Below are 14,815 nucleotides of genomic sequence, written 5' to 3'. Positions count from 1 at the left end.
CTCCAGCATCCGGGCGCCGTTCTCGCTGCGATTGGCACGGCGCAGTATCTCCTCGGCAACCTCCTCCTCCAGCACCACCTCGGCACCGAAACGTTCCTTGAGCAGCTTGACCAGCCGGTTGAGCTTGCCACCCACAATCTGCACCAGGGTATCGTGGCCCAGCGGCAGGTAGGGGATCACCTCCATCCGTGCCAGCAGGGCAGGTTTGAAGAAGGCGGCCAGCTCCGGATAGAGCGCATCCAGCAGCGCGTCGGGCTGCTCGGCGTAATCGACTATGGTCTGGAAGCCGAGGTTGGAGGTGAGGAAGAAGACCACGTTCTTGCAGTCGATGATGCGCCCTTCCCCATCGGCCAGCTCGCCCTTGTCGAACGCCTGATAGAAGAGATTGAGCACATCCGGATGGGCCTTCTCCACCTCGTCCAGCAGCACCACCGAATAGGGTTTCTGACGAATGGCCTCGGTCAGCACGCCCCCCTCGCCAAAGCCGACATAGCCGGGAGGCGAACCGATAAGACGGGAGACTGTGTGCTTCTCCTGATACTCGGACATGTTGATGGTGGTCAGGTACTGGCGACCGCCAAACATCAGCTCGGCAATCTGCAACACAGTTTCGGTCTTGCCGACCCCGCTTGGCCCCACCAGCAGGAAAGCGCCCAGCGGACGACCCGGACGACGCAAATCGGCGCGGGCGGTCAGCAGGTGTTTGTGCAGATGCGCCACCGCCACATCCTGTCCTTTAATGAGATCCCCGAGGTACTCGGGCAACCGGGTCACCACGTCAAGCTCCCCTTGCGAGATGCGGTTGAGCGGCACACCTGTCCATTCGGCGATCACGGAAGCCACTTGGGTCTTGTCGACATGGGCTGAGACCAGCACCTCGCCCTGCTGCAGGGCAGTCAGCTCGCGCTCGAGGGCCGCCAGCTGGTCAGCGGCGGCTTGTGGATCCAGCGGGACATCGGCGAGATCCAGCGCCTCTCTGGTCAACAGCTCATCCTGCTGATCGGCCAGCAGCGCGGCACGCAGCTCGACAATCTGATGCACCAGCCCCTGCTGCTGTTGCCACTGGGCCTCCTGCTCACGCAGGGTGTCACGGCAGGTCTGCTGGGCGGTTTGCAGTTCGGCGAGCCGCTCATCGTTGTCACCCAGACCTATCAGGCTCTGGCGCTCCAGTTGGCGGATCTCCAGCTCACGCTGGCGCAACGCGTTTTGCAGGTGGCTGACGGCGCGCGGCGGCGTGGTCAGGTTGATGGCCACCCGGGCACAGGCGGTATCGAGCACGTCGATCGCCTTGTCCGGCAGCTGACGACCGGAGATGTAGCGGGCAGAGAGCTGGGCGGCGGCTTGCAGCGCCTCCTCATCGATCAGCACCCCATGGGCCTTCTCGTAGATGCTGCGCAGGCCGCGCAGGATCACGGTAGCCTCCTCGGCATTGGGCTCACCCACTTTCACCAGCTGGAAGCGGCGCGACAGGGCGGCATCTTTTTCCACGTATTTCTTGTACTCGCCCCAGGTGGTGGCGGCGATGGTGCGCAGCTCACCCCGTGCCAGCGCTGGCTTGATGAGGTTGGAGACATCCAGACCACCGGCCTGATTGCCCGCCCCGATCAGGGTGTGGGCCTCATCGATAAAGAGGATGACAGGACGCACCGCATCCTTGACCTCCTGCATCACCCCCTTGAAGCGCTTCTCGAACTCCCCCTTGACCGAGGCGCCCGCCTGCATGGCGCCAAGATCCAGCGTCATCAGCTCCACATCGCGCAATTTTTCCGGCACCTGACCCGCGACGATGCGCAGGGCCAGCCCCTCGATAAGGGCACTTTTACCGACGCCCGCCTCCCCCACAACGATGGGGTTGTTTTTGCGACGACGGGACAGGATGTCGATCATCAGATCGATCTCGTGATCCCGGCAGAGCACGGGATCCAGACTACCCTGGCGGGCCTGTTCGGTGACGTTGACGGTGAAGCGAGCCAGCAGGCTGGCATCGGCTGGCAGGGCAGCCTGGGTAGCAGCGCCGCTGGCGGAGACGGTCACTTGCGTTTCGGCAGACTCTTTCACCCACTCATCGAACTGCTGACGCAGCAGCTCGCGATTGACGTTGGCCAAGAGCCGGGTCACCGACCCCGGCAGGTAGCGCTGCGGGGTCATCAACAGCACCAGCAACATGACGCCGCTGCGAAGCTGGGCGTGTTGCAACTCGGCAGAGGCCAGCAGCCAGCTATCTTGCAGCCACTCCACCAAGAGCGGCGAGAAGGAGGGATAACCCTGACCATAGCCGTTATCGGCGGCCGAGGGTTGCAGCAGGGTTCTGAGTTCTTCGACCTCCACCTCGGCCCGCTTGAGGATCTGGCGCACATCGCTGAGCGGGGTATCCAGCATCTTCAGCAGCAGGTGCTCGATGCGGATCTCGGCCCCCTGATGGTTGACGCAGAGGGCCGCGGCCTCCTCCAACATGTGACGGCAGATGGGGTTGAGTCTTTCCACCAGTACCGGTAGCTCTATACGAATCAAAGCATGCTCTCCTCAGAATAATTATTTTAATAATTCGCCCAGTTGACGCAGTACGTCCTGGGTCTGGTTATTGAGTTGGTGGTGATAAAGACCAAAGATGATGGCCAGGATCAGGGCCCCGCCCATGAACAGGCTGCGCAGGGAAATCTGTTTGCGCAGCTGGTAGCGGGACGCCTGCTGGCCGAGGTCGAGGTGGAACACGCTGGGGGCCTCACCGCTGGCCTCGGGGGCAAGCAGCTTGTGCAGCTGTTTGACGATACGCTCGAACTCGTCACGGCCCTGGCTCATCACCTTGTAGCGCCCTTCGAAACCGAGGCACAGACACAGGTAGATGAACTCCAGGATGTCGCGGTAACGCACCGGATCTTCCTGCAGACGGGTGAGCAGCACGAACACCTTCTCGCCGCCCCAGGTCTCGTTGTGAAAGCGCGTCAGCAATGAGTGCTCAGACCATTCGCTCTGGCTGCCCCAGTCGCGGCCCATCACGGCCTCGTCAATGAAGGTGCAGAGGATGTAGCGAAACGAGAGGACGACGCCGTTCTCGTAACCCTGAGCCATCAGCTCCTGTTCGATGGTCTGGATCTCGGTCACCACCCGCTGATAGAGGTCGGGCACCCTGTCGTAACGCGACAGCAGGCGTACCCGCTGCACCAGCCCCAGCAAGGGGGTCACCGCATCTATCATGGGGTTGATGCTCTGGCCCCGCAGGCGGAACCAGTAGTCCGAATCCATGTCCAGCTGCTCGGCATGATCGAACAGCAGATCGCTGAGTTGCTCGTTCTTGATAATGTCCGTGGTCATCTCTGCTTATTCCTTGATGCGATCACTGGCTGCGAATAGCCCAGAGCTGCATGTCGAGCTCGGGGAAATCACCGGCAATGTGGAAGGCGAGCGTGTTACTGACCGCCAGCATCTGCCAGGCAGGGCTCTGCCTGTCGAGCTGGAAGTAGCTGTAACCGGCGTGATAGGGCAACTGGCGCGGTGCCACCGGCAGCGGCAGCAGCGGGATACCGGGCAACTGCAGACTGATGAGCTCGCGGATCTTGTCGCTCGGCGCCACCTTGGTCTGCTGCAACAGCTGCTTGCGCAACTGCTCCTGCGGCATGCGGGCTCGCACCGCCAGCACGAAGTCGGCGCTCTGCATCAGCTCGCTCTCGTTGACCATGGCCACCATGACGCCGTACTGATGCTTGCGCAGCTGGATGGAGACGGCGCGCGGCGACAGTACGGTACTGAGGGCCTGACGCAGAGCCAGCATCACAGGTTCGAAGCTCACCTGCTGATCGTCGTGACGGTAGGCCGCAAACTCGGGCGGCAGACGGGATTCATCGGTAAAGGTCATCAACTCGCCACAGATCTGTACCAGCGCCTCGTGCAACCGCTCGGGATGCAAGGTGCCAAGGCGTGACAGATGAGAGAGCTGGGGCTGAGCGCGGTTGAGCAGCTGCAACATCATGAACTCGGCCACATCGGCGACCCCCTGCTGGCCGGGGGCAGCGATACGCTGGGAGAGGCTGCGGGCCCGCTCGGCCACGAGGCCCGCCGACTCGCCGAGGAAGCGTTTGAGGGTCGGGATGGCGGAGACGCTGATGCTGCAGGGCATGAAGTTGGGATCCAGCACCAAACCGCCGTCGGGCCGCTTGTCCAGAATGCGGGCGATGGCGAGCGAGGCATAGGCGCTGCGATCTTCCCGCTCCAGCATCAGCCGCATGCTGACGCGCCCCACTTCCAGAGAAACCACATCCCCCCCCTCGCTGTGCAGGTCGCGCACGTCGTGGCGATGGGCCTGCAAGCGGGTGGCCACCTGGCCGCCCTGATTGACCTCGTTGACCCCGCTCACCGAAAGCGGCAGCGCCAGATAGACCTTCTGGTTGGCCACCGAGGCGTCGGTGATCTCCAGCGGCGTCGGCAGCACATCGTCGTTCGGGATGTTGAAGACGGTACCGTCCGGCAGTATGCCTGTGGCGCCCACCAGGGCAATGCGGCCAAAACCGAGATAATCCTCGTTGATGGCGAGCGACTGCAGCCCGTAGAAATAGTCAGACAGCGCGCTCAGGCGAGCGTGCAGCGCATATTCTGAATGTCTTTGTTGTTGCTGGAAGTGCTGGGGCTTGATAAAGAGCCCTTCACGCCAGATAACCCGATTTCGACTCGACATGGTTATTCTTCTTCTTTTTGTAGTTCCACTTCATCCAGGCGCAGGTGCACCAGGATGTGATAGGCCGTTCCCTTGCTCTTGACCTTGATGACCTTGCGCCACTCGGCGCTGTCCGGATCGGCGTAGCGTGCAATCACGCCGATGTAACGGGTCTTTTCGTCAAGCTTGACGGGGGGCAGGTATTTGAACTGGCCGGGCAGCAGGGTGTAGTCCTGATGATCCAGGTAGTTTTTGCCAAGGGCCTTCTCTACATCCGCCGTCACCTGGTCATAGTCGGTGGCGAGCAGCTTGGAATCTTCCGCCAGCACCACCACCTGAAACTCGATGGGCGCCGCCTCCCCGCTCTCGTTGGGGTTGACGTCGGGCTCCGCCAGCAGGCTCAGCCCCAGGGTAGAGGGCTGGTCACCATTGCTGCCCACCTGGATATCCGGATCCATGGCCACGTCGGCCATCTTGCCCATGGTGGTACACCCGGCCAGGGCCAGCAGACAGGCCCCCAGCATCAGCGCACGTATCATCCAATCAGTCCCTGTTGCTGACGCACGGCCTGGTCATATGCCTGGGCATAGACCTGATGGAACAGCTTGTCGAACCCCTGCTGACGGGCAGAGGTCAACTCACGGTAGTAGTGCTGATACATGTTCCAGGCCCAGCCTTCATCGGCCACACCAGGAGCACCGGTACGGCGGTAGTGTTCGAACCGCCCGAGCAGCGCCTCTGGTGAAAACGCCTGTAATATGCTGTCAAGGGCCGCGCCTATGGCCTGCTGGTTTGCGACGTGATGAATGCGCACATTGCGCAGGCTCTCGGCCACCGCCGCCGGCGCTGTCAGATGAACCGGGCTCTTCTGCTCGGCGAACATCACCGCCAGGGTCTCGTCATAGTCGAGCCCGAGGCGCAGCGGGTTGTCCTCGATGGGGCGCAGGTGCCTATCCGCCAGCGCCGCCTGATCGGTTTGCAACTGCAGCAGCCCCTCCACCATGGCACGCACCGTTTTGCCCATCTCTTCGAGCATGTCGTGAGCCTGCTGGGTATCTTGCAGCTGCAGGGATTGACCCAGGCCGCGCATCAAGGGGGTCAGTGCCACGTGATCCACCCCATCCAGCGAAGGGTGGTAGTCGGGGTGATTCTCTATGGTGGGCATATCCAGAAATTCTTGGTTCATGGTGTTCTCGACAGCAGAAAAAGGGGCAAGGGATACGGCGTCCATATCCGGTTGTGAACGTAGTGGTGCCTGCAGGCGGGCGTCCGCCAACGGGGACGGCGCCGCGCGCTCCTGCTGCAACGCCAGCAAGGGATCGACGGCGAGGGTGAGCGGATCGGCCATGGTCCGAGCGCCGTGCTCATCGCTGGTCAGCCACTCATCGAGCTGCTCGGAGGGGCGGTTGCCCAGCACCTGTTGCAGGCTCTGCTCGGGGGAGATGGCCCCCAGATAAGCCCGCATCCGGAACGGGCCGATGATCAGTTCGTCACCCTGTTCGAGATGCACCTTGCGGGCCCGTCCTATGGGCGAGGTCGCACCGTTGATATAGGTCTGACCGCTCAGATCACACAGACAGAAGCGACCATCGTTGAGCTCGACTCTGGCGTGAGCCGACATGACGGCCCCCAACCTGTCTTTCAGTTGCCAGTCGTCCTGCTCGGAGGCGCCCAGGGTGCCCCCCATCTCGTCGAAGCGATACTGCACCTGCTGGCTGCCGTCGAGCTGCTCGCTGTTGAGCACCACCAGGGAAAGTTGCTGGTTAAAGTCGTCCACATTCACTCCTGCACTGATTCCGACACTGAATTTCCTGCGCTTATTCCTGTACACAGATAGTCACGAACGGGTCACTCGGCGGTTGACCAAGAAAGGTACTCCAGCCCAGGCGCGCACTCTGTTCCTCCCCCAATCGCAACCCCCGGGCCTGCTCCTGGCCGAAACCGAGTCGCAGATCCCAGGCCAATTGGTCGCGCAGGATGAAGGAGACAAAGGTCACCAGGGCGTGAAAGTGCTCCCCGTTCGGGAGAAACCCGAGAAACTGGCCAAAACTCAGGTTGTTGATCTTCAATAAAAACTTGCCGGCGCAGTCGTTCACCTTGTCGCCGATGACAAAGTCGCTCCCCAGGGTGGCGCAAGCACCGCCCAGCCGGTTTTGCTGATCTTGCTGGATGGGCACCTTGCGCCACTGCCAGGCACTCACCTCCACATCCGCCAGATCGAAACAGTGTGCCACCAGACCGGCTACCACCTCGGGGGAGCGACTGGGACTGGCCAGCATGCCCGCGTAAGAGAGCATCTTGGCGCGGTTGACTGGCAGGCTCTGGCAGACCGCCTCGTTACCCAGCCCCACCAGGGCAAACATCAGGCGGGAGAAGCCATCTTCGCCGTTGTCCTGAAAGCGCACGTGATAGCGATACTTGCGCCAGATCCGGTGCAGCAGGGTCAGCAGGCGGTGATGAAAGAAGTCCAGAAACAGACCCAGCTTCTGCTCCCCCTGGGCGTACTCCCACGCCAGTGAGTCGAGGTAATAGCCCGGCATGGGAGACTGGCTGCCATGCAGGCCGAGGAAGGCTACCTCCAGCTCGTGGCGCCCCTTGCCATCTCTACCTATCTGCAACACGTCGCTGGTGGGAAAGCCCAGAGAGGCGGTCGCCTTGAAGCGGATGTTCTCGTCACTCGGCAGATGGTCAAGGCCGCGCTCCTGATCGGCACCGTCCAGCCGGTTGAGCAGCTCAACCAGCTGGAAGAAGTTGAAGCGAGGCGCGTCCCTGGTGGACGTCACATCAGGGAGTGCTGACCGATCTGGACTGGCCATTGATAGCGCTCCTTGTTGTCGAGATTGACCACCTCAAGCAGGTGGAAAGCGTTGACGCTGGCGTACAGCGAGAAGAAGTGCGCCAGTACTGTGCTGAACAGGTAGAGCTCCCCTTCGCTGCCAAAAGCGGACTGGCGAATGGAGAGCACCGACTTGAGTCCACGCACCGGCATGCCCCGCACCAGACGGTCGACCGGGGTGGTTTCAATCTCCTCGATCCCCGCCAGCCGCTTGCGTGACGCCTGCTCCGCCTGCTTGTCATACAACGCAGGAAAGTCATAGGTACGCAGCACCTGCACCAGGGCATCCCGGCGCAGCAGGGAGACATAGTTAAGCGACAGGTTGGAAATGAGGGTCCAGTGCAGGCTGCCATCGAGTGCCGGGCGCAGCGGCCGGGTCGGCCTGATCAGGTTGCGAAAGGTGGCAAACGAGGGCGAGCTGCCGGTCGGCACGCAGATGCTGCCGACCTTGAGACGAGCGGCGCGGGAGCGATTGGTGCAGGTGAGCGTGACAGAAATGGATTCATCCAGATCGATGGTGGTGGTTTCATCACCCCGCACGAACGAAAGGCTGTGCTCGAAACCATCGCCGCTGACCGACTCCCTGACCCGCACCCGGTAATAGAGCGCCAGCCTGTGCTTGGCACGTTCAATCTGGTGCTGAAAACTTTCGAACGGCTGATAGATACGCGGCGTACCGCGGGAGCGGCCCAGATTGCCCTCGACCCACCCTTCAACCTGATCCACCGAGAAGATCTCGAAACTGTCGGCATGGCGATAGCTCGCCTTGAGGGGATACTCCGCCTGACGTCCGTTGAGATTGACCGGCTCACTGTCGTGCTGAAACAGGTTGATGGCCGGCACGCAGTTGAGCATGAAAGAGTCAGGGCGGATCTTGAGCTCCGCCGGCAGGGGCCGATCGAAGCAGAAGTGGATCTTGAACTCGCTCACCGGCAGCGGCTGTTGGGGCCACTCGCCACCCGAGAGTTCGAAGAAGAGGAAGCTCTCCGGAAAGCAGAAGTATTCCTGCAGGATCCGGTAGCCGGAATAGACGTTGTTCGGGTAAGGCAAGAGTGCATCGTCGCGCTCGAAGCCGACCGACTTCAACGCTTTGGCCTCCTGGCGAAAGCGCTTGCCATCGACCTCCAGCTCTATGTGGGAGAGCTGGTTGGAGAGCCAGAAGTAGAGCTCATAGGCGGTATAACTGTCGCCACCGAGGAAAAAGCGCAGCTTGTCCAGCTGCAGTTCACTCAATGGCAAGGGAGCATGCAGGGCGATATCCAGCGAGATAGTGGAGAGATCGTTGCCACTTTGCGCCGAAATATGATGGATATCTGCCGGATAGACCCAGGTATCGTGACAGGTCTGAAAATGACAGGTCACCTCATCGATGGGCAGGCTGTCGAGCTGGCAACCCTGCCTGACCAGCGCCGGTTGGGCGATGGCCCCCGGAATGACCGAAAACTGCATGATGGTCATACTGGGTACGGGACGCAGATAGTTGGGCCAGAGCATATTGAGCAGACCATGGGTCAGCTCGGGGAACTCATCCTCGATCTTGGCGCGCAGGTTACCCGTGAGAAACGCAAAGCCTTCCAGCAGGCGTTCCACATCCGGGTCGCTATTTTGCTCCGACAGAAAACGGGTGAGTTCGGGATAGGCATCGGCAAATTCGCGCCCTTGCAGGCGCAAAAATGCTAACTCATCCCTGAAGTAATGTTCCAGCGACATTGATCAGACCATGCGGTAGTGACGGTGACTGTCCATATGGACGTTGAACGAGGTAACCTGCTCGATATGCTCCAGCCTCACGTGGGCCGTCACCTGAAATGACATCTCAAGCGGGCTCGCCTGATGGTCGGGTGAACGGACATCCACATGAATGATCCGAGGTTCATAACGACGGATGCATTGCCGGATCGCCTCACGGATCCGCCCCTTGATATCCGCACTGCCCTGAGTAGCGTCATTGAGATCGATGACACCCAACTCAGGCGCACTGCGGCAATTACCGGGACGAGTGTTGAGAATTTGGTCGAGCTGCCGCTTGACAGAATCGACCAACTCATCAACTTCCGAATGGGGGGAAGAGCCAAGCCCCTCCCCCCGGATACGATCAAACAAACTGGCCGCATTTCCTCTATCCCATGAAGAGAGATACGGCATCGGGCATTATTCCTTGTCCAGTCGACCTACCAGAGACAGCTCGAAGCTGGCCCCCATGTACTTGAAGTGCGGACGCACAGCCATGGCAACCTGGTACCAACCCGGCTCCCCTTCCACGTCCAGCACCTTGATCTGAGCGGCACGCAGAGGGCGACGGCTACGCACGTCTGCCGGCGGGTTCTCTTGATCGGCAACGAACTGCTTGATCCAGCCATTCAGTTCACGCTCCAGATCCTGGCGCTCCTTCCAGGAGCCGATCTGCTCGCGCTGCAACACTTTGATGTAGTGTGCCAGGCGATTGATGATGAACATGTAGGGCAGCTGGGTGCCCAGCTTGTAGTTGGTTTCAGCTTCTTTGCCTTCCTTGGTGTTCGGGAACACCTTGGGCTTTTGCACCGAGTTGGCAGAGAAGAAGGCCGCATTGTCACTGTCTTTGCGCATGGTCAGGGTGATGAACCCCTCTTCGGACAGTTCGTATTCGCGACGGTCGGTGATGAGGACCTCAGTCGGGATCTTGGCTTGCAGCTGACCCATGGCCTCATACACATGTACCGGCAGATCGTGGATGGCACCACCGCTCTGCGGACCTATGATGTTCGGGCACCAGCGGTACTTGGCGAAGCTGTCGGTCAGGGAAGTGCCCATCAGGTAGGCGGTGTTGCCCCACAGGTAGTGGTCGTGATCCGAGCTGATGTCTTCCTGATAGTTGAAGCCCTTGATGGGGTTCTCGTTCGGATCGTACGGCAGGCGGGCCAGGAAACGCGGCGCTGTCAGCCCCAGATAGCGGGCATCCTCCGACTCACGCAGTGAACGCCACTTGGTGTAGGACGGGCCTTCGAAGACCGATTTGAGGTCCTTGATGGACGGCAGATCGGTAAAGCTGTCAACGCCGAAGAAAGCAGGTGCAACCGAGGAGATGAAAGGGGCATGGGCCATGGCACCGACGGCACTGACATACTGCATCAGCTTGATATCGGGTGAACTGTGAGTGAAAGCATAATCACCTATCACTGCACCCACAGGTTGGCCGCCAAACTGGCCATAACCTGTAGAGTAAACATGCTTGTAGAGGCCGGACTGGGTGATCTCTGGTGAGAATTCGAAATCTTCCAGCAACTCTTCCTTGGTCGCATGCAGGACCTGGATCTTGATGTTTTCACGAAAATCGGTGCGATCCACCAGCAACTTGAGTGAACGCCAGGATGACTCAAGTTCCTGCAGCTCTTTGGCGTGCAGGATGACGTCCATCTGTTTGCTGAGCTTCTTGTCGAGCTCAACAATCATGCTGTCTACCAGCGCCTTGTTGACCGGATCGCTGGTGGTGCCGCTATCCAGAATGTTTGCGATCAAGGCGGCAACGCCTTGCTTCGCGACACTGTAGCCTTCATCGACCGGGGTGATACGAGCCTGTGCCATGATTTCGTCCAGCAAGGACGAAGGGGCGGCACTCGCCCCCGCTTGAACCTGTTCTTCGACCAAAGACATGTTTTTTTCCTTTCTCGTCAATCAATCCAACCAGCCGATCACTCGGCAGGCTTAATCAAATCCAGCTCCTTGAGCAGTTGCTCACGAGCCTCATCACTGGACAGCAGATCCTGCAAACGATTGCGGAAGGAGGGGATATTTCCCAATGGTCCCTTCAGGGCAACCAGCGCCTCGCGCAGTTCCAGCAGCTTGCGCAGCTCGGGTACTTGCTGGGCCACACTGTCAGGGGTGAAGTCTTCCAGAGACTGGATCTTGATCGAAACCGGCATTTCGTCCTGGCTGTTCTCCTCCAGGCGGTTGGGAACGGAAAACTTCAGCTCCAGTGCCGATTCTTTCATGACGGAAGAAAAATTATTCTTGTCGATAGAGACTGTCTGACGCTCCTCGATAGGCGTTTCCTCAGTACGTCCCTTCATATTACCAACCACCATCATGGTCAACGGAAGCTCTATCTCAGCTTGCTGACCACCGGTCGCCGGCACATATTTGATATTGATACGTTCTTTGGGCGCAACAGTCGCGCCGTCAATTCCTTTTCCCATGCTCTAAATACCAAGTTAAGGGTCAACCAAGACCCTAAAGCTTATAGCCAATGCCCTCACCAGCAACTGTAAAAAATTACAGTTGACCGAACCACCTATAGTCATAGATAGGAGAAACATCAGCCGACGATGCATTTTTGACAGACTCAAGCAAAAGCTCTAATAATCAAAAACACAATATACCGCTTGTTATCCATACAACCCTGTCATGCCTCTACTCTATGTTAGAGGTCAGATTGGCCTAAGAGCCATTTGCGCCGTATGGTATATGATGGGATTATGCCAAGTCAATTAACCCTTAATTAAGGATATATGAAAAAATAACGCATAAAAATAAAAATAAACAAAACCAATGAGTTACCAAAAAGAAAACCTCAAGCGAGTCCAATAATTACATGTTCTATAAAGTACGCTTAAAGCTGAATCAAGACATCCTCTAAGAGCATTTCATTATCATTTACTCTTGTCACTCACACACTAACGGTAGAACCAGAATTGCCAACAGTAGAAGATGCGTAACAATACATTACATAGTGAAAAAATCCCTTCATTATATTGAATAATGAAGAAACTAACGAACCTTAGATTGTTTAAAAAACGTTGACAACAACCATTTTATATATAATTTATTATGCCATAATGGCATTTTTCCATCACGCAAAACCCATTTGTTACAATTAACTCAATAACTGTTTTTACACCAAACTCAATAATTCTCCAATCTCTTCCCTTGAGCAAGTGTCACGAACCAGTGCTGAGCCAGCTTCTGACCTGCACTCTTTTCCTTCTCTGTCATGCCTTTTTCCAGCTCATCACGAGCCTTGGTCGCATCATTATTACCATCCGTCGCAGCGAGCAGGCACCATGCATAAGCATGCAGTCTATTGCGCGGTACCCCCAATCCCTGCTCACGCATCACCCCCATGCGATACTGGGCCGATCTATGATGGGCGTTGGCAGCCAATCGAGAATGCTTGAGAGCTTGCGCATAATCCTCTTTGCCGCCCAGCCCCAGCATCTCACCATAGGCGTAGTGAGCATCGACATTGCCCTGCGCCGCCGCCTGTAAAAACGCAGGCGAGCGGCAGCGAGATCCCCGCGCTCTTGTAGCCATTCAGCCAATGCAAACTGAGCCTGGCTAAAACCGCCCTCTGCTGCACGCATCAACCAATACGCTTGCGCCGCAGCATCGCTCTGTTGCAGGCTCAGCTGATATTCGGCTTCATGAGAACCATTGCCAGCAGCCAGCGCCAGCCAATAACGACCCAAGGCAAGATCCTGAGCGACCTTTTCTCCTGCCAGATAAGCCTGCCCCAACCAGAGTTGAGCTGGTGCAGACCCTACATTGGCAGCCCGCTGATAGAAACTGAACGCCTCCTCAGGGGCAGCCTTACGTGCCAGTATCAACAGCGCACTCCGGTTGCTGCTGGGCCGCAGCCTTCTCAAACCAACGCAGCGCCACATCGCTACGTTTGCTTACCCCCTTCCCCTGCTCATAGCGCAATCCCAACTGATATTGCGCGTCGCGATGTCCTTGCCCGGCGGCTTTCTCCAACCATTTGATGGTATCCAGGCTGCTTGGCATACCACTGCCCCAGGATCAGTTGCGCGTCGACATAGTCCCGTTTGGCAGCCGGCTCGAACCAGTCGAGGCACTCGCTTACCAGCTTGCCCTTGTGCTGCTGTTGACAATTTTTCCCCCACTGATAACTGGCTTCACGGTTGCCTAACTTGGCCGAGCGTTGCCATCAGCGCTCGGCCAATTGCGGACTCTTCGGCTCACCCAAGCCCACCTGATAGCAGCGTCCTACCTGCAGTGCCGCTTTTCCCCGCATATCGGCATCCGCTGCCAAGGCCCTGTTTGTTCGGCGGCCTGTTTCATCCAGCGCATCGCCTCGGGATAATCGAGCTTGGCCGCCAAACGGTTAGCCAATTCATATTGCGCCTTCCCCTGACCTTGCTGGGCGGCTTGATGTATTTATTGATCATCTTGTGAAGATAATAGTGAGGAGCAACCAGATATATTAAATACACACCACAACCAACCAGCTATAACCTTTAAAAATCCAGATTTACTCATAGCATGCCCATCGCCATTTCATTAAATATATTAACTTTCACAGAATTTCAGAGCGGTTTGAGTTTCATGCTAATTTAAATAATCTTTGATACCTCGGATCGGTTGATAAGGTATGGTGATACTTTTGAGACTCGGTTCTTCATGACATCATCATCGTTCACTGCCCGTGTTGCCACTTCGACCGCGTATATCGCCACGATAAGCCCCCTGCCGGTCACCTTCGCTATTGTTGCCATGCTTTCAGTAAACCCAGCGTTAAAGAGAAAATTGTCGAGATGGCGTTCAACGGCCCCGGTATCCGTCACACCGCTCGCGCCCTCAACATTGGCATTAATATCATCCTGCGTGCCTTAAAAACTCGCGCCAAGGAAAGTAACTACCGAAACAGTTGTGTTGGATGAGGTGGGGCTTATCTGTGAACTCGATGAGCAATGGGCTTATGTAGGCAACAAAAATCATCGGCATAAAAGAAAACGCGTTGTTACCTACACCTTTGGTCCGCGCAGCGATAATACATGCCGTCGGTTGCCAAGCCTGGTGGCAGGGCAAGATTTATTATCCCTTCTAGGATGTCCTGTTTCTCACCGTCTGCGCTGTGATCGGCGGTGCAGACGGCTGGGAAGATATTGAAGATTTCGGTGAGGTTCATCTTCCTTGGTTTCAATCCAGGGGGCTGTTTAAAAATGGTATTCCTGTCCATGACACCATCGCCAGGATCATCTCCGGTATCAAACCAGAGCCGTTTCAGGCCGCGTTCGTACGTTGGACTCAAGCCATCAACCAGCACACCGATGGCGCATTGGTCGCTATCGATGGCAAAACCCTGAGCAGTTTCTATAACCGTGAAGATCGAACGTCGACCATTCACATGGTAAGCGCCTATGCCGCCACCAATAAGCTGGTGCTCGGACAGATAAAAACCGACGCCAAGTCCAATGAAATCACCGCCATTCCCGACTTGTTGGCGTTGCTCGACATCAAAGGCTGCCTGGTATCCATCGATGCGATGGGGTGCCAAACAGAGACCACCCTCCAGCAAAGTGGCGATTACTTGTTGGCCGTCAAAGGCAACCAGCCCA

Annotated in this window: 10 protein-coding genes and 3 pseudogenes; 2 read left to right on the top strand and 11 right to left on the bottom strand. The window is 57.7% G+C overall.

From position 1 onward, the window contains the following. The 11 genes and pseudogenes from tssH to AAC083_RS03230 form a co-directional block, all read right to left on the bottom strand. Window positions 1–2,511 (bottom strand): type VI secretion system ATPase TssH (gene tssH / locus AAC083_RS03280; protein WP_108537992.1); only part of this gene is annotated, 2,511 nt, incomplete at its 3' end. 21 nt (window positions 2,512–2,532) lie between these two features. Beyond that, entirely contained in the window at window positions 2,533–3,312 is a 780-nt protein-coding gene (gene icmH / locus AAC083_RS03275) for a type IVB secretion system protein IcmH/DotU (RefSeq protein WP_181364890.1), read from the bottom strand. A gap of 22 nt (window positions 3,313–3,334) precedes the next feature. After that, the gene (gene tssK, locus AAC083_RS03270) at window positions 3,335–4,669 is read right to left on the bottom strand and encodes a type VI secretion system baseplate subunit TssK (RefSeq protein WP_108537991.1); all 1,335 of its coding nucleotides are present in this window, start codon (window positions 4,667–4,669) and stop codon (window positions 3,335–3,337) included. A 2-nt stretch (window positions 4,670–4,671) separates the two neighbouring features. Beyond that, a complete protein-coding gene (tssJ, locus tag AAC083_RS03265) occupies window positions 4,672–5,187 on the bottom strand; it encodes a type VI secretion system lipoprotein TssJ (protein WP_042036279.1) in 516 nt (171 codons plus the stop codon). Next, window positions 5,184–6,425 carry a type VI secretion system-associated FHA domain protein TagH gene (tagH, locus tag AAC083_RS03260; protein WP_108537990.1) on the bottom strand — a complete coding sequence of 414 codons (1,242 nt, stop codon included), beginning with the start codon at window positions 6,423–6,425 and terminating at the stop codon, window positions 5,184–5,186. Before tagH ends, tssJ begins: the two co-directional genes overlap by 4 nt. Before the next feature lie 40 nt (window positions 6,426–6,465). Continuing rightward, window positions 6,466–7,464, bottom strand: a complete 999-nt coding sequence (gene tssG / locus AAC083_RS03255) for a type VI secretion system baseplate subunit TssG (RefSeq protein ID WP_042036282.1) — start codon at window positions 7,462–7,464, stop codon at window positions 6,466–6,468. Further along, on the bottom strand, window positions 7,428–9,194 hold the full coding sequence (gene tssF / locus AAC083_RS03250) for a type VI secretion system baseplate subunit TssF (RefSeq protein ID WP_108537989.1): 1,767 nt from the start codon (window positions 9,192–9,194) through the stop codon (window positions 7,428–7,430). The genes tssG and tssF overlap by 37 nt, the downstream gene beginning before the upstream one ends. A gap of 3 nt (window positions 9,195–9,197) precedes the next feature. After that, complete coding sequence (tssE, locus tag AAC083_RS03245) at window positions 9,198–9,629, bottom strand: type VI secretion system baseplate subunit TssE (protein WP_042869811.1); 432 nt, start codon at window positions 9,627–9,629, stop codon at window positions 9,198–9,200. Between the two features lie 6 nt (window positions 9,630–9,635). Continuing rightward, window positions 9,636–11,114, bottom strand: a complete 1,479-nt coding sequence (gene tssC / locus AAC083_RS03240; RefSeq protein ID WP_108537988.1) for a type VI secretion system contractile sheath large subunit — start codon at window positions 11,112–11,114, stop codon at window positions 9,636–9,638. 38 nt (window positions 11,115–11,152) lie between these two features. After that, a complete protein-coding gene (gene tssB, locus AAC083_RS03235) occupies window positions 11,153–11,656 on the bottom strand; it encodes a type VI secretion system contractile sheath small subunit (RefSeq protein WP_005310687.1) in 504 nt (167 codons plus the stop codon). Between the two features lie 706 nt (window positions 11,657–12,362). Beyond that, a pseudogene (locus AAC083_RS03230) lies at window positions 12,363–13,628 on the bottom strand (tetratricopeptide repeat protein); the annotation flags it as partial. A gap of 254 nt (window positions 13,629–13,882) precedes the next feature. Between AAC083_RS03230 and AAC083_RS03225 the strand changes: the two are divergent. Both AAC083_RS03225 and AAC083_RS03220 read left to right on the top strand, forming a co-directional pair. After that, window positions 13,883–14,279 (top strand): annotated as a pseudogene (locus tag AAC083_RS03225) (IS1 family transposase); the annotation flags it as partial. Then, window positions 14,245–14,815 (top strand): annotated as a pseudogene (locus AAC083_RS03220) (ISAs1 family transposase); the annotation flags it as partial. The pseudogenes AAC083_RS03225 and AAC083_RS03220, both read left to right, overlap by 35 nt.

Origin of the sequence: Aeromonas sp. HMWF014 (genome assembly GCF_963878295.1) — a bacterium.
GTDB classification, from domain to species: Bacteria; Pseudomonadota; Gammaproteobacteria; order Enterobacterales; family Aeromonadaceae; genus Aeromonas; species Aeromonas popoffii.
This window is presented reverse-complemented; position numbering and strand designations above follow the sequence as displayed.